The organism is Pedobacter sp. Leaf194, assembly GCF_001423945.1.
Classification (GTDB): Bacteria; Bacteroidota; Bacteroidia; order Sphingobacteriales; family Sphingobacteriaceae; genus Pedobacter.
The window spans coordinates 323645-349316 of record NZ_LMPU01000008.1; the positions used below are offsets into that span (position 1 = coordinate 323645).

Sequence of the window (25672 nt, forward strand, 5' to 3'; positions counted from 1 at the left end):
GTGATGTTATAATGATAAGCCTGCGCCAACTCCTCCCCTCTGGGGAAGGTTGGGTGGGGCTATTTATTCATATTTCAGTGCATCAACAGGATTAGCTTTTGCTGTTTTGTAAGCCTGAAAACTCACAGCAATTATGGCCATTAGCAACGTTCCAAGTGCTGCTGCAGGAATTATCCACCAACTTATCTCGGTGTGAAACTCGAAATTACTGAGCCACTTTTTCATCGCAAAATAGCTAATTGGAACGGCGACAATAATTGCCGCAAGAATCATTTTGATGAATGAAACTGAAAGCAACTGCATCAAATTACTTACCGAAGCCCCAAGTACCTTACGAACGCCAAATTCTTTAGTGCGCTGTTCGGCGCTGTAGGCTACCAAGCCGAATAGCCCCAAACAGGATACAAAAATCGCTAATCCGCCGAAAAGGTTAGACAGGATGCCGAGGTTTTTCTCTGATTTATACTTATCCAGATACAGCGAACTGATAAAAGAAACCTCCGTTGGATAAGCCGGATTGAAGGCTTTTGTTATCCTGTTGATGGTTTCGATATTGTTCTGTAAACTGTTGGCATTGTTTAAACGCATGGTTATTGTGCCCGTTTGCTTAGGATTCAGGAACACTACTTGTGGATTGTTCGATTTGTAGGGTGAATCCCAAACGTAATCATCAAAAACACCGATTATGTATGCGTTGGAACCGAACAACGAAACCTTTTTACCGATCGGGTTCTTGTAGCCGAATACTTTTACTGCAGATGCACTCACCATCAGGCCACTGGTATCAGAAGCAAAGTTTTTCGAGAAATCCCTGCCCTGCAACAATTTAATTCCATTAGTTTTAATAAAATCGTAAGTGGTAGCCACCTGGTTAAACATCACTGTATTTTCTGGCCTCGTCATTCCTTCCCACTTTATATCCATAAAATTACGGCCCCGGTGAGAAAGACTAACCGACGATTGATACATGGACGTAATGGCTCCGGATTTTAGCATTTCTGTTTTGAATAAATCGAACTTCGTTTTTAATTCACCCTCTTGCGGAATCTCAACCAAAGCATTTACATCAAAACCCACAGGCTTATTTTTAATGTATTGAATTTGCCGATAAATAACGAGCGTTGAAACGATGAGGATTATCGCGAAACAAAACTGGCCAATAACCAAAATCTGCCTTAAACTGACTGTTAAAAAACCTTTTGATTTTATTTTCCTTTTTAATGTTTGAATTGGGTTAAAAGAAGACAAATAGAAAGCAGGATAACTACCGGCAATTAAACCGGTTGCGATTACAATCCCTAAAATACCTGCCCAGCTGGCAGAATTAAAATAAGAAATGCCTAAATTAATGTTTAAAAGCTGATTAAAAGTTGGTAAACACAGTTCCAGCAACGCGATGGCCAGTATTACCGCTATAAAAGTTAACACCATCGATTCGGTTAAAAATTGAAGAATTAAAGAGGTACGATTGGCGCCAATTGTTTTTTTAATGCCCACCTCTTTTGCTCGCTTTTCTGATTTTGCAGTAGCCATATTCATAAAGTTGATGCAGGCAATTAACAATATGCCGAAAGCGAGGCCCATAAAAAGCCATATTTGTTCGATATCTCCTCCGGCAGGCTTACCATTTTCAAATTTGCCGAACAAATGTAATTTGCTTGCCTGATACAAAAAATGCGGCTGCGATTGAGGATTTTGCGGTGTATTCGCTTTTACCAAAGCCTCCACTTTACGATTCACCAGGTCAATATCGGCATCTGCATTAAGGGTAACCATAGTTACGAAACTGTAATTATTCCAGTTTATGCTTTTTGCGCTTTCATCTAAAATTTCGTAGAAAGACCAAGGCATTAAGAAATCAAACTTGTTAGAACTGTTTTCAGGCAAATCTTTAATCACCCCTGTTATTGTCAAATCATTTTTATCCTGATAACGAACGGATTTATTCAACACATCGATGGTTCCAAACAGGGTTTTTGCTGTGCTCTCGGTTAAAATTACAGAGAGTGGGTTTTGCAGAGCCGTTTTTGGGTCTCCGGAAATGAACTGATAATCGTACATGTGAAGAATATCGGCTTCTGCAAACTTCGAATCTTTTTTATAACTGTTTTGCCCATTCGCTATAAGGCTTTTTTTGCCGTAATCCATGCGGGCAACATATTTCACTTCGGGGAGTTTTTCTTTTAAAAGCGGGCCCAAAGCCGTTGTTGTACCATTAAAGGTTGCGGTGATTTTATTGTGCTCACCAGGAACGTTCGTCATGGCTACATAAACATTTCGCCAGTTTTTCGCTTGCTTATCAAAATTCCATTCGTAAGAAACATATAACAGCAACATTAAACAGGCCGCAAGGCCGATAGCCAAACCGATTACATTGATGAAAGACGAGGTTTTATTCTTCCACAGGTTTCGCAAAGCGATTTTTAAGTTTAATTTAAACATAAGGTATAAGATTGGGGGCGTACATTTCAGGGCTATGGCGTTAAAAGCTTACGCCTTCTTCCATAAACATCAGCCCTTTATTCATATTTAAGTGCATCTACAGGGTTAGCTTTAACCGCTTTTTTTGCCTGAATGCTCACAGTAACTACGGTTAACAAAATTGTGAACAAGGCACTGACCAGAAATGGCAATACCGATAAATCTATCCGGTAGGCAAAGGTTTCCAGCCATTTTTTAATAAGTATATAAGCTACCGGCCAGGAAATTATGTTGGCGAGGAGTACCATGATGAAAAACGAACTGTTAATCAGTTTAAAGATTTGAACATCACTGGCACCCAATATTTTGCGCACCGCAATTTCTTTAATCTTTCCATTTGTGATGTACTTTGCAAAGGCAAACAAGCCCAGAACAGCAATAAAAATGGTTAGCAACGCCGCGGCAAAAAACACCGACTGCAACTGTTCCTGCTTTTTGAAGAGTTTACCATAGAGCTCATCCAAAAACTCGTACCTAAAGTCTTCTCCATCCTTTGGATTGATTTGCGACCACTGCGTTTTTAATGCCGCCAATGCGTCGCCCATTTTACCTTCCTCAATTTTGAGCATGATTTGAGTTTTGGAATTTCCACATGGGTTTTTAATGGTATAAATGGTGGGCTGAACAGCGCTTTCGAAACCCTGCGCTTTAAAATCTTTAATTACGCCAACAATTTTGTAGTCGGTATTGCATCCTTTAATTGTTTTTCCGACAGGGTTTTGCATATTATAGTTTGCAACGGCACTCTCGTTAATCACTGCAGAATTTATGATATCGGTGCTAAAAGACGGTGAGAAGAACCGACCTGCTTTCAACCTGATGCCAAGTGTTTCGAAGTAATCAAAATCCACATCTACAAAATCAAGATTAGATTGGATACCTTCAAATGTGTAACCATTTGTACCATTTTCTGCCCCATCCGGAATATCGGTTGCCACAGTAGCCGACTTTATTCCGTCAATTTTTAGAATTTTATCCCGAACAGGCGCAAACTTCTCCGGTTTATTGAAATAGGAAATATTTTTAATGTAAACCACCTGATTCGCTGTAAAACCTACATCCTGGGTTCGCATGTACTTTAATTGCGAATTGATAAACAGCAAACTGATGATAAAAATTACAGCAATGCTAAACTGAAAAACCAACAAACCGTTGCGCAGCCACGAACTTTGTTTACTGGTTGAAAAGTTCCCTTTTAGTACCAGAGCAGGTTTAAAACCCGATAAAACAAGGGCAGGATAAGTTCCGGCGATAAGTGTTATCGATGCGAGAACGAGGGGTAATTGCCAAAACAAATTATTTTCGACACTCCAGATGGCTAAATTAATTTGAAATAGGTTATTGAAATAAGGTAGTGCAAGTTCTGCAATTATTAACCCAAAGGCCGTAGCCACGAAGCACTGAATAAATATTTCTGTTAGAAACTGTGTGGTAAGCTGCAAACGGTAAGCACCCATCACTTTTTTTACACCGACCTCTTTTGCTCTTTTTGCTGCCTGGGCTATATTTAAATTTGTAAAATTGATACAAGCGATAACGAGAATTAGAATTCCGAGAATAGAAAGCGCCATCAAAATTTTGTAAGGCGAATCGTTTCCGGCTTTCGGCCTCAAATGTAGATTTGCTAATGGGTCTAAAAAAGTAGAAACACCTTTAATTTCTTCAATTGTCTTTTTGTCTGTTTCACCTTTCAGTAGCTCTTTTCTATATAATCCGGTAATTTTCTGTTCAAGGTTTGCAACATCGGTACCGGGTTTTACCTGTATATAAGTTGTGTAATTATTATAACCATAATTCTCGCCACTGCCAATTTCATTACCGATTGAAACGCCATCAAAAGTAGTGTTCGAATGCAGGTTGTTAGCGATTGTTCCGTTTATTTTGCTGGTGATGCCAAGACTGCTCGAACCCACTCCTACCATTTCCGGCTTGTTGTCTTTTTTATCAGGGAAGAGAACTTTCATATTTTCTTCACTTAGATAGGAAAGTCTGTCGCCATTTCCGGCAGGTTTTTCAAGACCAGCGTTGGGTTTTAAATCGAGAATTTTAGCGGCATTGTAATCCATCTGCATAAAATTTTTGGCAAATAGTGTATTCTTACCGTTTTTCATCGTGAACTCGAAAAAACCTCTTTTTGTAATGCCCGCATTTTCTACATCAGGAAAATTTTGTTTAATGGCTTTTGCCAATGGCGGCGAAGTGTAGTTGGTTTTGAAATCGGGATAAATGCGTCCTACAAGATAAATGTCTTTGTAATGCGGGTTCGTTTTATCAAAACTGGTTTCATAAGTAAAATACATTGCCACCAGAATAAACGCGGCCAAAGCAATAGCTAAGCCACCAACATTAATTGTGGTGACACCTATGTTTCTCCAGAGATTGCGCAAAGCGATTTTTAGATTTAATTTGAACATAGAGCACCTCCTAAATCCTCCCGGGAAGGGAAGAATTTTTGTTTATGGTTAAAAAATTTATTTTTACTGACATTATTTCTTCGCTTAAAGGTGTAAAATTTTGCAACTCCTACCCTCCGGGGAGGTTGGGTGGGGCTAATCATTCATATTTAAGTGCGTCTACCGGGTTTGCCTTTGCTACTTTAACCGATTGAATACTTACGGTTAATATGGCTATCAAAACAGACAATCCAATGGCTATTATAAAAGGCATTGCAGAAATTGATACGCGGTATTCATATCCAGAAAGCCATTTGTTGATGATAATATAGGAAACCGGGAAAGCAATCACATTTGCAATGGCGACCAGTTTAATAAAATCTTTATTTAGCAGGGTAAGAATGTTGCCTGTGCTGGCACCGAGAACTTTACGAATACTAATTTCCTTTTTACGTTGTTCTGCCATAAATAAAGCAAGTCCTAATAAGCCCAAACATGAAATGAAAATTGCGAAGCCACCAAACCAGTTTGAGAGCGTACCTAAAAGTTTTTCGTTTTGAAATTTTAGTTCAAAAGATTCATTTAAAAATTTACGGTTTACAGGATAATTTGGTTCAATCTGGCTCACCAGTTCGTCCATTTTTTCTAAAGAAGAACTTATGTTTTTATCAGGATTCAACCTTGCAATGATTACATTGGTATTATCATGGTTATTTAAATAGAAAATCATTGGCGCTACTTTTTGATAGGCACTTTCTACCACAAAATCTTCTACTACACCTACGTTTGTAAACTTATTGCCCCAGAATGTAATAACGGCGCCCAATGGATTTTTTAAGCCCATCATCTTAACGGCTGCCTCATTGAGCATTACACTACTGCTGTCGTTCAAAAATTTCGACGAGAATTCCCTACCGCGAATTATCTTTGTTCCAACTGTTTCGGTAAAATCATAACCTATTCCTCTGTGGTTAAATGAGACCAGTTCGTTAGGGTTTTTCCCAGCCCAGGATATGCCCGTAGTGTTGTTGCCACCCTCCGTAAACTCCGAACTAAAGGTTGTTGCGTTTACCGCAGCGCCAGATTTTATCAACTGTGTTTTAAGTAATTCAATTTTACCTTTATCACGCATTTTGCCCTGCACTTCAATTTGAACCAGGTTTGATTGGTTGTAACCAATGGGCTTATTTTTGATGTAATTAAGTTGTTGGTAAATAACGACCGTGGAAACAATTAAGCAGGCAGCGAAAACAAATTGAAACACAACCAGTACCTTTCTCACCGAAACCGATGAATCGGTTTTTGTACTGAAACCTTTTAACACTTTTATAGGTTCGAAAGACGACAAATATAATGCGGGATAGCTCCCCGCCACGAAGCCTGTAAAAACCATCAAAGCAAATAATACAACCCAAAACAGACTATTCTGGTAGTCAATTGTTAATTTAATATCAAGCAAACCATTAAAGTATGGCAAACTAACTTCTACCAGGATAAAAGCAAAAACGGTGGAAATAAATGTTATAAGAAGAGATTCTAAAAAGAACTGACTGATGAGCGATTGCCTTGTTGAACCAATTGCTTTGCGAACTCCAACCTCCTTTGCTCTGCGTTCTGAACGTGCTGTGGATAGATTCATAAAATTTACACAGGCAATGAGGAGTATGCAAAAGGCTAACAGCAAAAATATTTTTAACTGGTCTATCTTACCACCTACAGATCTGCCATTCTCGAAATCGCCATACAGGTGCCATTTCGTTAGTGGATGAAGCAAGGCCTTGGCGCTAATTTCCTTGTCGTGGTTTTTGTAAATATCTTTTATATCGGCATTGGCTTTAGCAAAGGCAGCATTATCTTTCAACTGCACAAGGGTAAGGCACATATTATTACCCCAGTTATTCTGTTTCGCCCAGGTTTCCCTTTTCAAAAATAAATCCCAAGGCATAATGCACTCAAAAATTATACTGCTGTTTGCCGGCGCATCTTCTATCACCGCTTCAACTTTCAAAACATCCTGGTTTTCGAGCTTTACGGTTTTATTAATCGGGTCTTCATTTCCAAATAATTTTTGTGCAAAAGATTTTGTAAGAATGATTGTATTTACATCCGTTAAGGCTTTTTTAGGATTGCCTTTAATAAATTTGTAATCCAGTATTTTAAGAAAATTCTGATCAGCAAATACGACTTTACTTTTTATTTTGTTATCTCCAACGGTTACCAAATTCTGCCGCGGATAGGTTGAGTGCGAAGCATATTTAACGCCAGGAAAGTTTTGCTGCAAATCTTCAGCCATAACGTTTGGTGTCCAGCTCCAGCTAAAAGTCTTTCCATTTGCTACAACACTTTGATAAACTACATATGTTTTATCGTTGTCTTTAAATTGCTTATCATAGCTCCATTCATAGGCAACGTACAAAAGCAGCACCATACAGCTGGCTAAGCCAATTGCCAATCCACCTACATTAATTAATGCAAACCCTTTGTTTTTCCAAAGGTTTCGCAAAGCAATTTTTAAGTTTATTTTGAACATCGTAGTATCGGTTATTTATTTTCAGGTATTAAGAACATGCAATCGCCTCTAGCTTCCAGTTCCATTGTTTTTGATTCCCCTTATTGCCTTAGTTTTCAGCTTTTAAGGCGCCTTACCCGAATCTTTCAATCCAGAAAGATTCGGTCTGGCTATCATTAAACTAAAACTAATTTTTTAAGGTTGAACACTTACGAAACAGGGATTATGTGTTGGATAGAGTTTATGTTCTTAAATTAATTCCTCGTTTCTGCTTTTATTTATCTTCTCAGAAATTACATGCCCGTCCTTCAGGTTAATGATTCTATTCGAGAAACTCGCATCGTGACTGGAGTGCGTAACCATTACGATGGTGGTACCGGTTTCGTTTAGCTCGCAAAGCAACTCCATTACTTCATTACCGTGCGAGCTATCCAGGTTACCGGTTGGCTCATCGGCCAAAACTAATTTGGGTTTGGTAACCAACGCCCTTGCGACGGCAACACGCTGTTGCTGCCCACCAGAAAGCTGTTGAGGAAAATGCCCGCTACGGTTTACAATATTCATCCTCTCAATAATCTCGTTAACCAGTTTCTTACGCTCACCGGCAGCTATTTTATTGTATATGAGTGGCAATTCGATGTTTTCAAAAACGGTGAGCTCATCAATTAAGTTGAAATTTTGAAAAACGAATCCCATGTTTCTTTTACGAAAATTGGAACGTTCTCTGTCGTTTAAAGTTAAAAGCTCGGTATCGATGAACTTGTAGCTGCCACTTTCAGGCTTATCTAATAAACCCATTACGTTTAACAAGGTCGATTTTCCGCAGCCCGATGGCCCCATAATGGAAACAAATTCACCTTGTTTAACATGAAGATTTATTCCGTTTAATGCCGTGGTTTCTACTTCTTCAGTTTTGTAAACCTTTTCTAAGTTTTCTATATTAATCATGAAGTAATTTATTTGATGGTAAGTTTGATGTTATTGGTTTGCGCATTTTTTAATTCTACTTCGAAATCCTTCTCTCCAAGTTTTTTATGATAAATTTTAAATTTATAAACGCCGGGTTGTAATTTGATGTCTGTGTTTTCTGCTTTTAGCTCCATGTTAAACTTCAATTTATTTTCCTGAAGCAACTCGATTTTCTCCAGCAGGGAAACGTCCCCAACAATAGTAAATTTTACCTTGGCCAAGGTTGAACTATTACTTTTAACCGGTTTACTGTAAATATTCATTTCATATGTGATGCCATTTTTTGTATCCATCCAATTGGCTTCTTTTTTAAAAATGCCTTGCGAATAACCTAAAAATGCAAAGCAAATTAAAAGGCATGTTGTTAAAATTCGACTCATATTATTTAAGCTATTTACTGATTTCTACCTGATCATATTGATTAAATTGGTCATAAGATGAGGTGATAACTTCATCACCTTTCTGCAAACCATCCAATATTTCATAATACAAGTAATTTTTTCGTCCAATTTTGATATTTTTCTTAACTGCTTTGCCATTGTTTACCACAAATACCCACGAACCACCGGTACTTTGGAAAAACTGGCCTTGTGCTAGCAGTAATGATTTGCTGTTATCAGATAAACTTAGTTTAGTTTGAAGCGACAATCCACGGCGTAAACCATCAGGCGCCGCGCCTTTAAAAACCATTTCCACCTGAAATTGTCCAGCCGTAACCTCTGGAATAACTTTGCTCACCATCAGATTATAGGTTTTACCATTAAATTCACAAGTTGATGTTTGTCCTTCTTTAACCCTGTTAATGTAATATTCGTCTACACCCGCCTGCAATTTATAGCCCTGCAAAACATCGATTTTCCCAATCATTTCATTTGAGTTGTAAGATTTTCCAATAACCGGATCATACGATGAAAGCTTACCAGAAACAGGTGCTTTGATGGTCATATTCTCGATATTTTTACGAATCATTTCCAAACTCTCGTTCATTTGCCCCATAGATTGGTCGATTTGTGAAAGCTGCATTTTTCTACTTTGGTTTTCTTGCTTTACTGCCTGGCGAACAATTTTAATTTTTCCCTGGTAATATTCATAATCCTGGCTCGACTTGTTAAACTCCTGCAGTGTAATTACCTTTTTTGCGAAAAGAGCGCTATCTAATCGATACTGACGGGCAGCAGTCCGCAGACTATTTTCTACATCCAAAACATCCTGATTTAGAACTCTTTGATTTTGTTCGAGGTCCAACCGTGATTTACGCAATTGGTTAATCTGCTCGGTGGCTGCCGTCTGGCTCGAAGTATAACTCAACATAGCATTTGAATTAGAGATTCGTAGTAAAGGTGTACCTTTTATAACAGAAGCACCATTTTCAGTTAAAATTTCGGCAACCGTTCCGCCTTCTGATGAACTTACAATTACCGAAGTGAGCGGAACAACACTCGCATTCAACAAAACGACATCTTCAAAATCGCCATAATTCACTTTACTTATGGTAAGCTTGTCGGCATCGGCACTATAGCTTTTCTTTAGTGATAAGGTGTAGCCATAGATTACAACCGATATAAAAGCAATTGCTCCACCGATTATTATCATCGCTTTTTTGCTAAATCTTTTCTTCTCAATTTTCTTGTCCATTGTTCGGTTGTACTGTTCGGTTTGCATATTAACCAAGCTTGTGCCAAAACAAATTACAACACTTAAGTATCTGATAAACAGAGTTTTATTTGATTTTTTATTTTAAGTATGTTCATTATCGGACAGTTTATGTGCGGGAGCGGACAGTTTTCTTAAATTTGGTGAAAGAACCTCACCCCTTTATCCCCTCTCCTCGAAGAGAGGGGGCGAAGCGCAGAGAAACGAAATGGATATAAAATAAAATGTTCAACCTTTTACCTTTGTTTCTCTCTCTTCAATTAGGGACAGAACAAAAGAACAAATCCTTCTTCCTTTAATAGGGTGAGGCTTTTTAAAATTTAAAATCATGTTAAACGCTACAGTATTAATCATCGACGATGACGACGACATCCTTTTAAGTGCACGCTTGTTCTTGAAACAACAGGTAAAACAGGTAATCACCTGCAAATCGCCCAAGGAGATTAACATCTTACTAAGCAAGAACGAGGTAGATATTATCCTGTTGGATATGAATTACCAGAAAGGGGCAAGTGATGGACGGGAAGGATTATACTGGCTCGAACATATCTTATCAATCGATAAAGATTATGTTGTTATTTTGATGACGGCCTTCGGGAATGTTGAGCTTGCAGTAAAAGCGATAAAAAAAGGCGCCACTGATTTTATATTAAAACCGTGGGAAAATGAAAAGCTTTTTGCAACGATTTCCGCGGCTTCAAAGCTTCGCGAATCGACCAAAAAGGTTAAGAAACTAGAGAAAATCCATACCTCCTTGCATAAAGACATGACCCGCGGCTTTGAACATATTGTTGGCGAGGCCGATGGTATAAAACAATTGCAAAACACTTTGTTGAAAGTGGCTCCAACGGATGCAAACGTTTTAATTTTAGGGGAAAATGGAACTGGAAAGCAGGTTTTCGCCTATGAAATCCATGGTAATTCGCAGCGCAAAAACCAGGTGTTTATGCATGTAGATTTGGGTTCGTTAAATGAAAATCTTTTCGAAAGTGAATTGTTTGGCTATGCTAAAGGTGCTTTTACAGATGCTAAAGAAGACAAACCCGGACGTTTTGAACTGGCTGATGGTGGAACAATATTTTTAGATGAGATCGGGAATTTAACCCTGCCTCTCCAGGCTAAATTGCTAAGTGTTTTGCAAAACCGAACGGTTATCCGCCTCGGTGAAAGCAAAGAACGCAAAGTAAATGTAAGATTGATTACGGCTACAAATATGCCGTTGAATGAGATGGTGGCTAAAAACACTTTTCGCCAGGATTTATTATTCCGCATAAACACCGTAGAACTTGTACTGCCACCCTTACGGAAAAGAGGAACAGACATATTGCTTTTGGCAAATCATTTTATGCAGGTTTTTAGCGCTAAATATCATAAAGAAATCCGAAGTTTAAACCACAAAGCTGAAGAAGTTTTATTAAGCTATAAATGGCCTGGCAACGTTCGGGAGTTGCAGCATGTGCTGGAACGTGCGGTGATTATGAGCGACGGAAAGGAAATTTCTGAAGAGGATTTGCAACTAAGTCCGCAGCGATTTGCCCAAAACGCAATGCCGGATGAAATGGCACTTGGCGAAATGGAAAAAATGATGGTTCAAAAAGCCATCGATAAACACAAAGGCAACATTTCAAAAGCAGCCGCTGAGCTCGGTTTAACAAGGGCAGCCCTGTATAGAAGAATTGAAAAATTTGGAATTTGAGCTTAAATTGAAAGAATATAGCCGAAAGCTTTGATTTTTACGCTTTTGGCTTTTTAGCTTTAAAAATATGTTCTACGAACGCTTTACTTTTCGTTTAATAACCCGGCTGGTCATTATCAATTTACTTGGCTACCTGCTGTTTTACCTTGTTAAGCACACACAATTGTGGTTTACGATTATCGGTATAAGTTTAATTCTGCTTGGAGCAATAATCTCGCTTTACTACTACATAAATGAAATTCGGTCAGACATAAAGCGCTTTATTTTGGCGGTTAAAACAAGAGACCACACCCTAAATTTTAAAAATAAAACAACAAAAGGAAGTTTTCCTGAATTATATGAATCTTTCGGGGAGGTTTTGCAGGTACATAAGCAGATAAGAATGGAACAAGAAGCAATGTTTCAGCTTATTAAAACCATTTTGGAGCAAGTTCCTGTGGGTGTGATTGTGATTAACAATACCAAAACGGCTCAGGATAACGAAGAAATTGCCTTTTTCAATCAGGCTGCGTCGAATTTGCTGAGCGTTCCTGCCTATAAGTATTGGCATCGTCTTAAGCAACATTTACCAAACTTCGCTTATGAAGTAGAACAAATCTCATCAGGTGGGAAGCGGTTTTTGGAATTAAAAATCCAGGAAAAGCTGATTCAGTTATCAACAGAAGTGATTCCTTTGAATCTATATGGAAAGAACTACACCATTGTTAGCTTTCAAAATATCAAAGATGAAATAGAGCAAAAGGAAACCGAAGCCTGGAATCGGTTAATCGGAGTTATTTCTCATGAAATTCTAAATTCGATAACACCGATTAGTTCTTTGTCTGATACGATAAACAGTATGGTAACCAATAAAGAGAACCTGGATTTGGATGAAATGCAAGATTTGAAAACTGCCCTCCAAACCATCAAACGGCGTTCTACAGGCTTATTGGATTTTGTAAAAGATTACCGTTTAATTGCGGAGCTGCCAACGCCGAGTCTCGAAGCGCATACAATTGGCGAGATTTTGAAACACATTAAAGTTTTGATGCAACCCTTTGCCAAAGTTAAAAATGTCGTATTGGATGTGGAGCAAACATCGTCAAAAATCACCGTTCAACTCGATTTAAAATTAATAGAACAGGTGTTGATTAATTTGATTACAAACAGCATTTATTCTGTAGAAGAGCAAAAAAAACCACATATCACGGTAAGCCATCGCCTGGAAAACACGAAACTTTATATTGATGTTACAGACAACGGGAAGGGTATTGAAACAGAAGATTTGGAAAAGATTTTTGTTCCCTTCTACACCACTCGTAAAAATGGTTCGGGTATTGGCTTAACCATCAGTCGTAATATTATGAAAATGCACCGCGGAAGTATCGAAGTGATTTCGACTCCTGATGAGCAAACCACATTTTCCCTATTGTTTAATTACGTCTGAAGCGATATTAAACAAACAGCTATCTTCATCAATTTTAACCCTCCCTGTACCTAAATTATGGTGTGATCATAGTTTACAGGAAAATCATCTCAATGTTTGATTTGAAACAAAATCCAAACAAATTATGTTTAAATGGCTTTTATTTATGTGGATACATCAAATATGAGCATGAAGACAGTTATAATATCGAACAGACTTCCCGTTAAAATCATCGAAGAAAACAATGAATATACGTTCATTCCGAGTGAGGGCGGCCTTGCAACCGGACTGGGAGACGTGTATAAAAATGGCAATTCAATTTGGGTGGGTTGGCCAGGAATAGAGGTTCCTCTGGATAGACAAGAAGAGGTAATCGAAAAACTAGGAGAACTTAATCTATATCCCGTTTTTCTAACTCAAGAAGAAATTAATCTTTACTACGAAGGCTTTTCCAATGAGGTGTTGTGGCCGGTTTTTCATTACCTCGTTACCTATGCACATTACGAGCAAAGTTATTGGGATTGTTATAAATCAGTTAACGAAAAATTTGCCAGGAGCGCTATGCAGGTGCTCAACAGAAGGGATAAAATCTGGATACAGGATTACCAGTTACTGCTGCTTCCGGGTATTTTACGAGAAAAGTTACCCAACTCAACCATCGGCTTTTTCCAGCATATTCCGTTCCCCTCTTATGAAATTTTTAGGCTAATCCCCTGGCGTGAAGAACTGCTGAATGGATTGATCGGTGCTGATTTAATCGGTTTACATACCTACGATGATGTTCGCCATTTTATCAGTACAGCAACACGGCTTTTACCGGTTAACTCCTCATCAAATGTGTTGAACAGCAATGAAAGGCAGATTGTAATCGAGGCTTTTCCAATGGGTATCGACTTTGATAAGTTTTCTTCATTAACGGCAACAGATGAAGTACAAAGGGAAATCGCAAATTTCCGGCAGGGAAAAGAAGAAACAAAAATTATTCTTTCCATTGATAGGCTGGATTACAGTAAAGGAATTCTCGAAAGATTAAAAGCGCTTGAATTGCTTCTGCAGATACATCCGGAATTCATCGGTAAAATCGAAATGTTCATGATAGTAGTACCTTCGAGAGATACCGTACCACAATACAACGAGCTTAGAGAGCATATTGACCAGTTTGTTGGGAACCTGAATGCACGGTACCGCTCTATGGACTGGATTCCCGTTAACTATTTTTACCGCTCTTTTCCGATAGAATTTTTATCTGCACTCTATGCCTCGGCAGACATCTGTCTGGTTACCCCCATGCGTGATGGAATGAATCTGGTGAGTAAAGAATATGTAGCGAGCAGAAACAATGAAGATGGGGTCCTGATTTTAAGTGAAATGGCAGGTGCATCGAAAGAACTTACCGACGCTTTGCTGGTAAACCCGAATAACCTGGGCGATATTATGGAAGCAATAGTTACCGCCTTAAAAATGCCTCTCGAAGAACAACAAACCCGTATGAAAGCCATGCGGGCTATTGTAGAAAAATTCAATGTAAAGCATTGGGAAAATAATTTTATTTTAAGACTAAACGAAGTGAAAGATTCTCAAAAATCATTACAAACCAAACATGCAGTAAATGCCGTAAACGAAATTATCGCCGCAAAATATGCTGAATCCAAAAACAGGGTATTGTTTCTTGATTATGATGGAACGTTGGTAGATTTTACCGGCAACATAGACGATGCATCACCTGATGATGAATTATATGATTTGATTGAAAATCTGACCCTTGACAACGCAAATACGGTAGTTATAATTAGTGGGAGAAGGAATGAAACGCTCGAAAAATGGTTTGGCCACCTAAAAGTAGATATGATTGCCGAACATGGCGCATGGCAAAAAGCACAGGGAGAAAAGTGGAATTGTTTACCACTATTAACAGACCAGTGGAAGGGTGAAATCCGCTCGCTGCTTGAGACCTATACAGATAGAACTCCAGGTTCGTTCATAGAAGAGAAAAGTTATTCACTTGTTTGGCATTACCGTAAGGCAGAAGAAGGTTTGGGCGAATTGAGGGCCAGCGAAATCGTTAGCCATATGAAGATTTTGGCCGCAGATAAGGGTTTACAGCTGATGCCCGGAAGTAAGGTGATAGAATTCAAAAATATTGAGGTGAATAAAGGAAAAGCGGCTTTAAACTGGTTGTATGATAAAAATCCTGATTTTATAATGGCGCTTGGCGATGACCACACTGACGAAGATATTTTTAGGGCTTTACCGGAAGATGCAGTAACGGTGAAAGTAGGTAATAATTTATCAGAAGCTAAATATTATCTTAATGATTTTAAAGAAGTTAGAAAATTACTTTGGAGCCTAGTCAAAGAAGAATTTGTAGAACGAGGGTGATTTAAATACAATGAGTGTGTTTAATGTAATGAATTAGGAATTACTCTAGCGGAAATCAATTAATTTGCCGGAAATCATTAAACATGATAAAGCTGTTCCGGTCTAACAAATTTATAAGGCTCACTAAATTTCCCGCGGATTTCGGTAATAAACGCAGAAGTAAATCAGCGAAAATCACCGTAAGCCGCGGGAGATATTCTACAAAAATATTGGCCTGTCCAACTTGATGGCGATGCGATATGCAGCATTCATTAAACCAACATGACTGTAAGCCTGCGGGAAATTCCCCCATTGACTTCCGGTTTTGGCGTCAACATCTTCGCTGAAAAGTAGCAAGTGGTTACAATATTTGATAATATTTTCAAACTCCTTAATTGCCTCGTCAGTTCTGCCAACGCAAGCCAAAGCCTCAACATACCAGAAAGCACAAATCAAGAAAGTAGTTTTTGGCTTTCCGAAATCATCAGCATGCAGGTACCTGTAAAATAACCCGTCTTCAGTTTTTAATTCTCGCTCCAAGGCAGCTAAATGGTCTTTAGCACGGTCTGATGCAGGGTCCAGGTAGTTCATCATAATCAACTGCAAAGTACTCGCATCTAAATGCGGACTACCAACGGCATTGGTATAAACCTTACGTTCCGGATCATAACAAGCTTCGATATGGGCGGCAGCCTTGTCAATTAGAACCTGAGCTCTATCCTCAAAATTCTGATTACCGATAGTTTTTGCCATTTTTAAAGCCGCCTGTGCACCAGCCCACTGAAAAAGATTGCTGTAGCAATGCACATTGGCAATATTCCGGAATTCCCAGATACCAGCATCTTTTTCATCAATTGTACGCTCTATTTTAGATAATACACTTTCAATCCATTTCACAGAATCGCTGCGCTCCGAAAAAACGAAACGATGGTCGGTATATAGCGGCAACATTGAAATTAAAACTTGTCCGTAAATATCGTTTTGTATATGTTCGTAGGCTTGATTTCCGACCCTGATAGGTTGCTCACCTTTGTAACCTTCTAAATGGTCCAAGGTGCGTTCCGTGATTTCACGTTCTCCGGCTATGCCATACAACGGTTGGTATCTCGTATCCTCAGCATGGGAAATATCAGACAGGTAATTAAAATACTTCTCCATCTCTTCAAAGTGCCCAATATGGTTTAAAGAGGTAAGCACATAGTGAGAATCACGCAGCCAGCAATAGCGGTAATCCCAGTTTCGGGTACTGCCCGGCGATTCTGGCAAACTGGTTGTACTTGCGGCAATAATTGCCCCGGTATCCTCATACTGGTGAATTTTCAAAACCAGAGCAGAACGAATCACAAAAGGTTGATAGAAACCTGCTATAGATGAATGCTTAATCCACAACCTCCAGTATGCCACTGTTTCCCGAAGAAAGGTTTCTGCGGTACTTACCACGGGCGCTTCAAGATTTTGTCCGTAAGTCATAATGAGGTATTTTGCCTCGTTTAATACAAATGCTTTTTCATCTAAGATGTAACTAGTAGATACATTTGTACTTAACCTTATGTTTTCGTCGCAACCGATATAATCAATGTGGTTGCTGCCCCTGCTCGATCGCATTTTACCTTTCCCGTAATCGCAAACGGGCTCACATTTTATGGTGATTCGTGGGTTGCCTTGCAGGGGTTCAATCTTTCTGATAAACATCAATGGCTTAAAATACCGCTCGTATAAATGGAATCTTGGAGCAAAATCTGTAATGCGATATTTGCCGTCTTCCGCGGTAATTTCGGTTCTTAAAACGTTGGTATTTTCAATATAATATTGAGTTGATGAGAATTCTCCCTGAGGTAAAATTGAAAATTCACCGCCTTTTTGTTTGTCCAGCAAGCTCCCGAAAACGAAAGGACTATCAAAACGTGGCCAGCAAAGCCACGAGATATCTGTATTTTTATTTACATGTGCCAGAAAAGCACAGTTTCCTATTATTCCTGTTTGATAAAGGTGTTGTTCGGCCATAAGCTCATTTAATGTTTATCTACTAACAAGCTTATGCGAAAAATGTTGGCGGAAAAGGGGATTTTTAACGATTTAAACAAGTACTTCGCAAACACAAACGGCTGCTAAGCCATATTGGATAAAAGTTGATGGATAGAGCGGGATTAATTTGGTTAAAGGAAATGAAATTGTATGACCTAAGCGTTAGAGAAATCGTGTCAGCTTAAGCCTAAAGGTCAATGCTAAAATTTCGAGTTAGTAACGATTTTACCATCTAATCTAGCTGAACAATGGTGCTAAACAAAAATTCTACGGAAACGGTTTCTCTAGGTGTAATCAGACTACGCCTCGCTTAACCTGGGCAAAAAAAAAGCCAGTTTAAACGAATTTAAACTGGCTCAATAATTTGAATACTAACTTGTGATTTTAAATTACAGTTCCACTTGGTAAAACCGCACCCTTTTTAACTACAACGATTCCGTCTTTAACAGCATAAAGTTCAAAATCGCCATCTTCCAAATGCGGGCCGCCATTAATTTTCACATCATTTCCGATGCGACAGTTTTTATCAATAATCGCGTTGTTAATGTAGCAGCGGTCGCCGATGCCAATAAGTGAATTGCCTTTGGTTGTTTCCGTCTGAATTTCTTCCAAAGTTTGGTAACGATCGCTACCCATCACATAAGTATTGGTTACCACGGTATGTTTTCCAATGCGGGCTCTGATGCCTAGTACGGCATGTTCAATTCTACTTGCCTGTACAATACAACCCTCGGCAATAATTGCTTTCTCTAGCGTTGTACCCGAAATTTTCGACGGCGGCAACATCCTTGCACGGGTAAAAATTGTGTGGTTGCTATCAAACATATTGAATTTCGGAATTTCATCCGTTAAGCCTAAATTGGCTTCGAAGAAAGACGAAATGTTACCGATATCTGTCCAATATCCTTCATATTGATAACTTAAAACACGACTCTCAGTAATCGCCCTTGGCAAAATTTCTTTACCGAAATCCTTTTCTTCTTCGTTTTCATTCAGAATATTGATTAAATACTCCCTGTTGAAAACATAAATACCCATAGATGCAAGGAAATTCCGTCCTTCGCTCTGCATTTCCGCTCCCGTGTCAGACACCCAATCCTCTAACCCTGTTTTCGGCTTCTCAATAAAAGAAGTAATCATGTTTTCTTCATCGGCTTTTAAAATACCGAAGTCGGTAGCATCTTTTGCCGTAACCGGAATTGTTGCAATGGTAATTTCTGCATTTGCATCAATGTGTTTTTGGATCATTTCCTGAAAATCCATTTGATACAACTGGTCACCAGATAAAATCAGGATGTAATCAAACTCGTGAGAAACAATGTGGTGCATACATTGGCGCACTGCATCGGCAGTTCCCTGGAACCAGCCTGCGTTTTGCACCGTTTGCTCGGCCGCAAGAATATCAACAAAAGCCGTACTAAAGTGGCTAAAGTGATAAGTGTTTTTAATGTGTTTATTTAGGGATGCTGAATTAAACTGTGTTAACACAAACATACGGTGGATGCCAGAATTCAGGCAATTTGAAATTGGAATGTCTACCAACCGATATTTACCAGCAATCGGAACTGCCGGTTTAGAACGTGTTTGTGTTAATGGCGATAATCTAGAGCCCTGGCCACCGCCAAGGATAACGCCTAAAACTTTGTCAGTCATGTTTAAGCTTATTTTAATATTTGGTATAATTCTATGTAATTCGTTGCTGCCCTATCCCACGAATGGTCAATCTTCATCATGGTTTTACGCACTGCTTTAAAAGCTTTTTTATCATTATATAAATCAACAGCACGATTAATGGCATGTGTAACATCCCAAATGCTGGTTTGGTCGTGGCACAAACCGAAGCCGCCATCCCCAATGTCAATTACTGTGTCTTTTAACCCACCAACACGCCGCACAATCGGTACGGTGCCATATCGCAATGCATAAAGCTGGTTCAGGCCACAAGGCTCCACCCTCGATGGCATAAGTAGAAAATCGGCGCCTGCATAAATTTCGTGCGAAACCTGTTCGTTGTAGCCAATGTACGCATTATACCGCCCTCCAAAAATATCTTTCAATTGATTTAATCGCCCCTCAACCCAATTCTCTCCAGAACCTAGAACCAACACATTTATGTTGTCGCCATGTTGTTGAAGCGCAGTGTAAAATATGTCAGGCAACAAATCGGCACCCTTCTCATCAACCAATCTTCCAATAAAAGTGAACAGTGGTTTGGATGCGTCTAATTGAAAAACATCGCACAAAGCCTTTTTGTTTGCGGTTTTTCCGGCTTCTACTGTTTTTAAATTGTAACTTTTTCCGAGCATGGGGTCTGTCGCAGGGTCCCAAACTTCGCTGTCTATTCCATTTAATATGCCCACACATTTCCATCGCTCCTGCCTAAGCAAACTTTCAAGGCCGCGGGCATTGTTCATCATCTCCTCTAAATAGCTTGGCGAAACAGTGGTTACTTTCCATGCACATTTAATGGCCGATGCGAGTGGATTTATTGCATCTTCCCAACCTAACAAACCACCCTTCCATAAATCGAAAGCCGGCAAATAATACAATTTTTCCCAGCCAAACTGGCCTTGATATTGAGCGTTATGAATCGTTAAAATTGTAGGTACTTTAATCAAACTATTGTACTTCAAACAGTTCGAAACCATAAAAGGGATTAATCCGGTATGGTGGTCGTGGCAGTGGATTACATCCGGACGATGTTCCCATTGTGCAATCCAATCTAAAGTGGCAATTTGGAAGGCAACAAAACGTTCGGTATCATCATCATAGCCGTAAACATTTGGTCTGTCTGTTAATCCCTGAATATGAACAATATATAAATCGAAACCAAGTTTATTGGTTTTCTCCCGCAATACGCGGTAAGAAAAATGATGGTTACCGTAATTAGACCAGGCATCATAAGCCACTTCAAATTCACTTTCCCGCACAAATTTAGTATCATAGGCAGGAACAACCACTTTGGCAATATGGCCGATTTTATTCTGGTATTTTGGTAAGGCCCCTACCACGTCAGCTAAACCACCAACTTTCGCAACAGGGTAACACTCGGCGCTTATATGTATAATTTCCATCAAATATTTGGTGTAGATAACTCTGTTAAGTTAGTAATTGTTTTCTGATTTAGAAATAATGGGAAATTTATTTTTGTAGATAGATTTTTCCGCAGGTTTAGAAGATTATCGCAGCCTGGTATCTGTCCATTTCCTAATTAACTGGTGATTTTTTGGAAGTGAAAGTTTGTAGTTTTTGGCCGATTGCAACCCTGCTTTTCGTTGCAATTCCCGAAGAAAAATCGGGATATTTCCACTTTAATCAGGCTTATTTAACTACAGCCTGTTTCCAGCAAATTGCATAACCTAAGTGATTTTATTTCTGCTAAAACAGGTGTGAACTCTGTGGATTATTGAAACGAAAAAACCGCTGAGCTTTCGCCAGCGGTTCAAACAACAAAACAAATTTATAATGATTACTTTAGAACTCTTCAGCAATAATTTCGTAAAAATCCCTGATAGGTTGGAACTTCGGATGTAATGAAACGACATCTCCGAATACCAATAAAGCGGGTGCCTGTATTTTTTTGTCTGCAACAAGCTCCGCAATGGTATCAACAATACCAACAGCAGTTTTTTCATCAGGTGCGGAACCATTCTGAATCACTGCAATGGGCAATAAACCTTTGTTTTCATTCTGAAAAATTGCGGCTATTTCTTTAACTTTTTCAATGCCGTTCAAAACTACAATTGTAGCCTTTGTTTTGGCAGCAATGTATAAATCTTCAGAAATTTCTCCCTTTGAGTTTGTCCCGGTCACTGCCCAGAAGCTCTCGCTTAAGTCTTTATAAATCATTGGGATTTTCTGCAAACTTGGCGCACCGGTTGCACTCGAAATCCCCGGGATAATCTCTGTAGGAATACTATAAGATTCTGCGGCATCAATTTCTTCATAACCTTTGGCAAAGAAAAACGGGTCACCACTTTTTAAACGCACCACATGACCATAGTTTAAAGCGTAGTCAATAATCAGTTTGTTAACCGCATCCTGCGAAAAATCTTCATCGTCTGTACGTTTACCAACATAAACTTTTGGAATATATTCTGGCGCATAACACAGTAAAGCTTCGTTCACATTTGCATCATACAAAACAACATCGGCTGTTTTTAATGCCTTAACACCTTTTAAGCTGAATAAATCCGGGTCGCCAGGACCAGCACCTATCAACGTAATCTTTGGTTCAATGTTCGCTTTTTCTACTTTACTTAAAATCATGAGAGAAAATATTAGCTCGTTTATTACACTTGTTAACTACACAAATATATAAAGTCTATAGAAATTGTAGTAATTTATTTTAAAATATTTTTGTTGCCAGGAAGTAGAAGTAACTTTTGGCTGACTCAAGCAAGCTAAAATACCTGCCCAGTAGCTGCAAGAAGTCACACTTCCTTTAATAATGCGCAAACAAAAATGTCTCAGTGGAAAGCTAAGACATCAATGCGGATAAGCTGATTTTAAGGTTATTTACAAGGTACTTCCACGAAGGTAAACTTCCCTGCCTCGTAGTTAATTGGCTTGCCTTTTACAAAATATGAACGACCTAATGTAGTTTCAATCTGTGCTACGCCCATTATCAATTTGCCGTCTTTTTTCAAAAAAGCCAACGGATTTGTAAACGCTTTGGTGGTATCGCCACCTGTATTAAAACGGTAATCAACGAGTAATGTATCACCATGAAACTTGCCATCCAACCCTCCATTATTCTGAGGTTTATCTCCATATTTTATTAGCAATGAACCGGTAACTTTGCCGGAAGCCATTGTTTTTACAATCATGGCTGCACTGTCTTTTTCAAAAGCAGATGCATAACAGGTTTGGTTTATAACTGAATCTGCCTTTGTGGTTTCCGTCTTTTTATCTGAAGAACTGCATGCGTAAACGAATGGAACAATGGCAAAAACAAGGTAGGCGAATTTCTTCTTCATCATTTAATTTTTAAAATTTACGTTATCTAAATATAAAAATACGATGATAGTTTTCCATCAATTCCATAAATAAAATTTTGTTAAAAGAAAAAACGGGACTATCGTTACCGATGCCCCGCTGAAATTGCTTTCGCTCCTTTTTAGAGCTTTCACTATAATATTTGGTTATATTTATCTTTTATTCTACTGCTGCCCTAAACATCAAAGCGCCAACGGTTAAATTGGTTCTGCTATCAACTAAAATTGCCGAGCCATTTGCCCGGTTATCGTCATACAAATCGAAAGCTAAAGCGTCAGCCGTTTTAACAATTACACGCCCAATGTCATTTAACTTAAATTCATCTGCAGGGTGTTTTTCTAAAGTATTGATGTCTACCTTGTGCAAAATTTCGCTGATTTTACATTTGGTTACTTTGCTATTGTGCTGAATTAGATAGGTAATCGATGTATCCAAAGCCCGTCCGTCCATCCAGCATAAATCGGCTTCAATTAGTTTAGATTCTTGCGGTAAAGCCGCAGCATTTACAATCGTATCCCCGCGGCTAATATCTACATCATCTTTTAAATGAAGCGTAACTGATTGTCCGGCATGCGCCGCCTCCGGAGTTTGGTCAAAAAACTCGATTTTTTTGATTATCGAACTCGCACCTGATGGCAGAACGGTTACTTTATCATTAAGCTTAAAGGTTCCGCTTAAAACGCGGCCGGCATAACCACGGTAATCGTGTAGTTCTGCCGTTTGCGGACGAATAACCCACTGTACCGGCATTCGGGCAAGCTGAGATTTGTCCAGATTATCGGTATCTACCTGCTCCAAAAAGTGCAGTAAACTTTCACCTTCATACCAATCCATACGCTCAGAGTTTTGAGCAATATTATCGCCCTTTAATGCACTAACGGGAATGTAGTTTACATCGTTAAGTTGTAGTTGCTTTGCTAAAATTTTGTACTTATCAATAATTGCCTGGTAAACATTCTCGCTATAATCAACCATATCCATTTTGTTTATGCAAACCACGATATGTTTAATTCCTAAGAGAGAAACCAGATATGAGTGGCGAATAGTTTGCTCCACAACACCATTCCTGGCATCAATTAGAATGATGGCAAGATTTGCTGTCGACGCCCCGGTAACCATATTTCTGGTATACTGAATGTGCCCCGGAGTGTCTGCAATGATAAATTTTCGCTTATCGGTTTGAAAATATTTGTAGGCTACATCAATGGTAATTCCCTGTTCACGCTCTGCTCGTAACCCATCTGTTAAAATGGCTAAATCTATTGTTCCGTCATCATTCTTTCGGTTAGAGCTTTGCAAGGCTTCTAACTGATCAGCTAAAATGGAATCTGTATCATATAGCAGGCGGCCAATTAAGGTACTCTTACCATCATCTACACTACCTGCCGTGAAAAATTTTAATATGTTCATTTCTTCTCGTTGTTCGTTTGTCGTTTTTCGTTCTCCATTTCTTGCTTAAAAGCAAAAATCGTTTGTTAAAAATATCCGCCTTTTTTCCTGTCTTCCATTGCAGCCTCCGAAACCTTATCATCCATCCTGGCGCCGCGTTCAGAAATTTTCGAAGCACTGATTTCTGAAATAATATCATCAATCAAAATTGCCTCAGATTCTACAGCCGCTGTGCAAGACATGTCGCCAACGGTACGAAAACGCACTTGTTTTTGAAAAACCAAATCTTCATCATCCATATTTAAAAATGGCGATGCAGCCATCAATTGTCCGTTTCTTAAAATTACATCGCGTTCATGCGAAAAATAAATGCTGGGCAACTCTATATTTTCTCTGCGGATGTAATTCCAGACATCAAGTTCAGTCCAGTTGCTGATCGGGAATACACGAACATTTTCTCCCTTATGAATCTTGCCGTTGTAAATATTCCAAAGCTCAGGGCGCTGGCGTTTTGGATCCCACTGCCCAAATTCATCACGAACGGAGAAAATGCGCTCTTTTGCCCTTGCCTTTTCCTCATCCCTGCGTGCGCCTCCAATACAGGCATCAAACTCGTATTTGGCAATTGTATCCAGCAGTGTTACCGTTTGAAGAGCATTTCTACTCGCATTTTTACCTTTTTGTTCTACAACTTTACCCTGGTCGATAGAATCCTGAACGGAACCGACAATTAATTTTTCGCCAATTCGTTCAATCATTTTATCCCGGTATTCGATGGTTTCCTGAAAGTTATGGCCAGTATCGATGTGCACTAACGGAAATGGAAACTTTCCCGGCCGAAATGCTTTTTCTGCCAAACGAACCAGCGTAATGGAATCTTTCCCGCCTGAAAATAACAGGGCAGGTTTCTCAAATTGGCCGGCAACTTCACGTAAAATATGAATTGCTTCGGCTTCCAGTTCGTCCAGGTAATCAAAATTATATGTACTCATTTTTTGTCGTTATTCATTAGTCGATATCCGCTGTTTTTTTAAGAAATTATTCTAAAATTGCGGCAAACGGAATTTTTATTTTATCCTTTATTTGCTACAGCTTTTTCTGCTGTGTTATGTAAGCCACATTCTTTTTTACTTTGGTCTTCCCACCACCATCTCCCGGCTCTAAAATCTTCACCTGGTTGTACCGCTCTGGTGCAAGGTGCACAACCAATACTTGGAAACCCTTTATCGTGTAAACTATTATAAACGATGTTATTTTCCTTAATGTAAGCCTTAACATCTTCTAAAGTCCATTCAAAGATCGGATGAAACTTTACTAACCGGTTACCCTCATCCCACTCCAAATCGTGCATATCTTCGCGGTTTTGGCTTTGCTCAGCCCTAATTCCGGTTACCCAAATCTCATTGCCCTGCAATGCTCTTTTTAATGGTTCAATTTTGCGGATATAACAACATTCCTTTCTGTTTTCAACCGATTCGTAGAAGCTATTCGGACCTTTAGTGTTAACCAAATCCTCTAATAATTCATTTTTCGGATAATAACCATGGATCGGCTTGTTGTATATTTCCAGCGTTCTGTTCCAAACATAATAAGTTTCTGGCAAAAGGCGACCCGTTTCGAGCGTGAATACCTTAATCGGAATGTTATTGGAAAAAATTAAATGTGTAATAGCTTGGTCTTCCCAACCAAAACTGGTTGAAAATATCACACTATCTGCAAATTTATCTGCAAGATATTTGAGCTTATCCACAACACTTAAGCCTGCCAGTTGTGCCTTCAGTTCTGCTAAAATCATC

At 39.0% G+C, this 25672-nt stretch carries 17 protein-coding genes; 3 read left to right on the forward strand and 14 right to left on the reverse strand.

Annotated elements, in window-relative coordinates; all coding sequences use genetic code 11:
- Window positions 1-63: 63 nt before the first annotated feature.
- From ASG14_RS09085 to ASG14_RS09110, 6 genes are all read right to left on the reverse strand, one after another.
- The gene (locus ASG14_RS09085) at window positions 64-2442 is read right to left on the reverse strand and encodes an ABC transporter permease (RefSeq protein ID WP_056870738.1); all 2379 of its coding nucleotides are present in this window, start codon (window positions 2440-2442) and stop codon (window positions 64-66) included.
- 77 nt (window positions 2443-2519) lie between these two features.
- Entirely contained in the window at window positions 2520-4895 is a 2376-nt protein-coding gene (locus ASG14_RS09090; RefSeq protein WP_056870739.1) for an FtsX-like permease family protein, read from the reverse strand.
- 139 nt (window positions 4896-5034) lie between these two features.
- Window positions 5035-7404 (reverse strand): ABC transporter permease, encoded by a 2370-nt coding sequence (locus tag ASG14_RS09095; protein WP_056870740.1) that lies wholly within the window; start codon window positions 7402-7404, stop codon window positions 5035-5037.
- Window positions 7405-7632: 228 nt separating this feature from the next.
- A complete protein-coding gene (locus tag ASG14_RS09100) occupies window positions 7633-8331 on the reverse strand; it encodes an ABC transporter ATP-binding protein (protein WP_056870741.1) in 699 nt (232 codons plus the stop codon).
- 8 nt (window positions 8332-8339) lie between these two features.
- On the reverse strand, window positions 8340-8732 hold the full coding sequence (locus ASG14_RS09105; RefSeq protein WP_056870742.1) for a hypothetical protein: 393 nt from the start codon (window positions 8730-8732) through the stop codon (window positions 8340-8342).
- Between the two features lie 10 nt (window positions 8733-8742).
- Window positions 8743-10014, reverse strand: a complete 1272-nt coding sequence (locus tag ASG14_RS09110; protein ID WP_056870743.1) for an efflux RND transporter periplasmic adaptor subunit — start codon at window positions 10012-10014, stop codon at window positions 8743-8745.
- A 319-nt stretch (window positions 10015-10333) separates the two neighbouring features.
- Here ASG14_RS09110 and ASG14_RS09115 point away from each other — a divergent pair, with 319 nt between their 5' ends.
- From ASG14_RS09115 to ASG14_RS09125, 3 genes are all read left to right on the forward strand, one after another.
- A complete protein-coding gene (locus ASG14_RS09115) occupies window positions 10334-11701 on the forward strand; it encodes a sigma-54 dependent transcriptional regulator (protein WP_056870744.1) in 1368 nt (455 codons plus the stop codon).
- Between the two features lie 67 nt (window positions 11702-11768).
- Window positions 11769-13127, forward strand: coding sequence for a PAS domain-containing sensor histidine kinase (locus ASG14_RS09120; protein WP_056870745.1), 1359 nt, complete (start codon window positions 11769-11771; stop codon window positions 13125-13127).
- 168 nt (window positions 13128-13295) lie between these two features.
- On the forward strand, window positions 13296-15485 hold the full coding sequence (locus tag ASG14_RS09125) for a bifunctional alpha,alpha-trehalose-phosphate synthase (UDP-forming)/trehalose-phosphatase (protein ID WP_235528546.1): 2190 nt from the start codon (window positions 13296-13298) through the stop codon (window positions 15483-15485).
- A gap of 198 nt (window positions 15486-15683) precedes the next feature.
- Here ASG14_RS09125 and ASG14_RS09130 read toward each other — a convergent pair whose 3' ends face one another.
- The 8 genes from ASG14_RS09130 to ASG14_RS09165 form a co-directional block, all read right to left on the reverse strand.
- Entirely contained in the window at window positions 15684-17468 is a 1785-nt protein-coding gene (locus tag ASG14_RS09130) for a glycoside hydrolase family 15 protein (protein WP_056870747.1), read from the reverse strand.
- A 405-nt stretch (window positions 17469-17873) separates the two neighbouring features.
- Entirely contained in the window at window positions 17874-19142 is a 1269-nt protein-coding gene (locus ASG14_RS09135) for a glucose-1-phosphate adenylyltransferase (protein WP_056870748.1), read from the reverse strand.
- Window positions 19143-19150: 8 nt separating this feature from the next.
- The gene (locus ASG14_RS09140) at window positions 19151-20563 is read right to left on the reverse strand and encodes a glycogen synthase (protein WP_056870749.1); all 1413 of its coding nucleotides are present in this window, start codon (window positions 20561-20563) and stop codon (window positions 19151-19153) included.
- 400 nt (window positions 20564-20963) lie between these two features.
- Window positions 20964-21758 carry a uroporphyrinogen-III C-methyltransferase gene (cobA, locus tag ASG14_RS09145; RefSeq protein WP_056870750.1) on the reverse strand — a complete coding sequence of 265 codons (795 nt, stop codon included), beginning with the start codon at window positions 21756-21758 and terminating at the stop codon, window positions 20964-20966.
- Between the two features lie 245 nt (window positions 21759-22003).
- Complete coding sequence (locus tag ASG14_RS09150; protein WP_235528547.1) at window positions 22004-22471, reverse strand: hypothetical protein; 468 nt, start codon at window positions 22469-22471, stop codon at window positions 22004-22006.
- Window positions 22472-22646: 175 nt separating this feature from the next.
- The gene (locus ASG14_RS09155) at window positions 22647-23897 is read right to left on the reverse strand and encodes a sulfate adenylyltransferase subunit 1 (RefSeq protein WP_056870752.1); all 1251 of its coding nucleotides are present in this window, start codon (window positions 23895-23897) and stop codon (window positions 22647-22649) included.
- A gap of 65 nt (window positions 23898-23962) precedes the next feature.
- Window positions 23963-24868: a sulfate adenylyltransferase subunit CysD gene (gene cysD / locus ASG14_RS09160; RefSeq protein ID WP_056870753.1), complete on the reverse strand. Its 906-nt coding sequence runs from the start codon at window positions 24866-24868 to the stop codon at window positions 23963-23965.
- A gap of 80 nt (window positions 24869-24948) precedes the next feature.
- Complete coding sequence (locus tag ASG14_RS09165; RefSeq protein WP_056870754.1) at window positions 24949-25671, reverse strand: phosphoadenylyl-sulfate reductase; 723 nt, start codon at window positions 25669-25671, stop codon at window positions 24949-24951.
- Window position 25672 lies beyond the last annotated feature (1 nt).

Coding starts and splice junctions, on each gene's coding strand:
- ASG14_RS09085 (WP_056870738.1), bottom strand. CDS start 2,442: ATGTTTAAATTAAACTTAAAAATCGCTTTGCGAAACCTGTGGAAGAAT.
- ASG14_RS09090 (WP_056870739.1), bottom strand. CDS start 4,895: ATGTTCAAATTAAATCTAAAAATCGCTTTGCGCAATCTCTGGAGAAAC.
- ASG14_RS09095 (WP_056870740.1), bottom strand. CDS start 7,404: ATGTTCAAAATAAACTTAAAAATTGCTTTGCGAAACCTTTGGAAAAAC.
- ASG14_RS09100 (WP_056870741.1), bottom strand. CDS start 8,331: ATGATTAATATAGAAAACTTAGAAAAGGTTTACAAAACTGAAGAAGTA.
- ASG14_RS09105 (WP_056870742.1), bottom strand. CDS start 8,732: ATGAGTCGAATTTTAACAACATGCCTTTTAATTTGCTTTGCATTTTTA.
- ASG14_RS09110 (WP_056870743.1), bottom strand. CDS start 10,014: ATGCAAACCGAACAGTACAACCGAACAATGGACAAGAAAATTGAGAAG.
- ASG14_RS09115 (WP_056870744.1), top strand. CDS start 10,334: ATGTTAAACGCTACAGTATTAATCATCGACGATGACGACGACATCCTT.
- ASG14_RS09120 (WP_056870745.1), top strand. CDS start 11,769: ATGTTCTACGAACGCTTTACTTTTCGTTTAATAACCCGGCTGGTCATT.
- ASG14_RS09125 (WP_235528546.1), top strand. CDS start 13,296: ATGAAGACAGTTATAATATCGAACAGACTTCCCGTTAAAATCATCGAA.
- ASG14_RS09130 (WP_056870747.1), bottom strand. CDS start 17,468: ATGGCCGAACAACACCTTTATCAAACAGGAATAATAGGAAACTGTGCT.
- ASG14_RS09135 (WP_056870748.1), bottom strand. CDS start 19,142: ATGACTGACAAAGTTTTAGGCGTTATCCTTGGCGGTGGCCAGGGCTCT.
- ASG14_RS09140 (WP_056870749.1), bottom strand. CDS start 20,563: ATGGAAATTATACATATAAGCGCCGAGTGTTACCCTGTTGCGAAAGTT.
- cobA (WP_056870750.1), bottom strand. CDS start 21,758: ATGATTTTAAGTAAAGTAGAAAAAGCGAACATTGAACCAAAGATTACG.
- ASG14_RS09150 (WP_235528547.1), bottom strand. CDS start 22,471: ATGATGAAGAAGAAATTCGCCTACCTTGTTTTTGCCATTGTTCCATTC.
- ASG14_RS09155 (WP_056870752.1), bottom strand. CDS start 23,897: ATGAACATATTAAAATTTTTCACGGCAGGTAGTGTAGATGATGGTAAG.
- cysD (WP_056870753.1), bottom strand. CDS start 24,868: ATGAGTACATATAATTTTGATTACCTGGACGAACTGGAAGCCGAAGCA.
- ASG14_RS09165 (WP_056870754.1), bottom strand. CDS start 25,671: ATGATTTTAGCAGAACTGAAGGCACAACTGGCAGGCTTAAGTGTTGTG.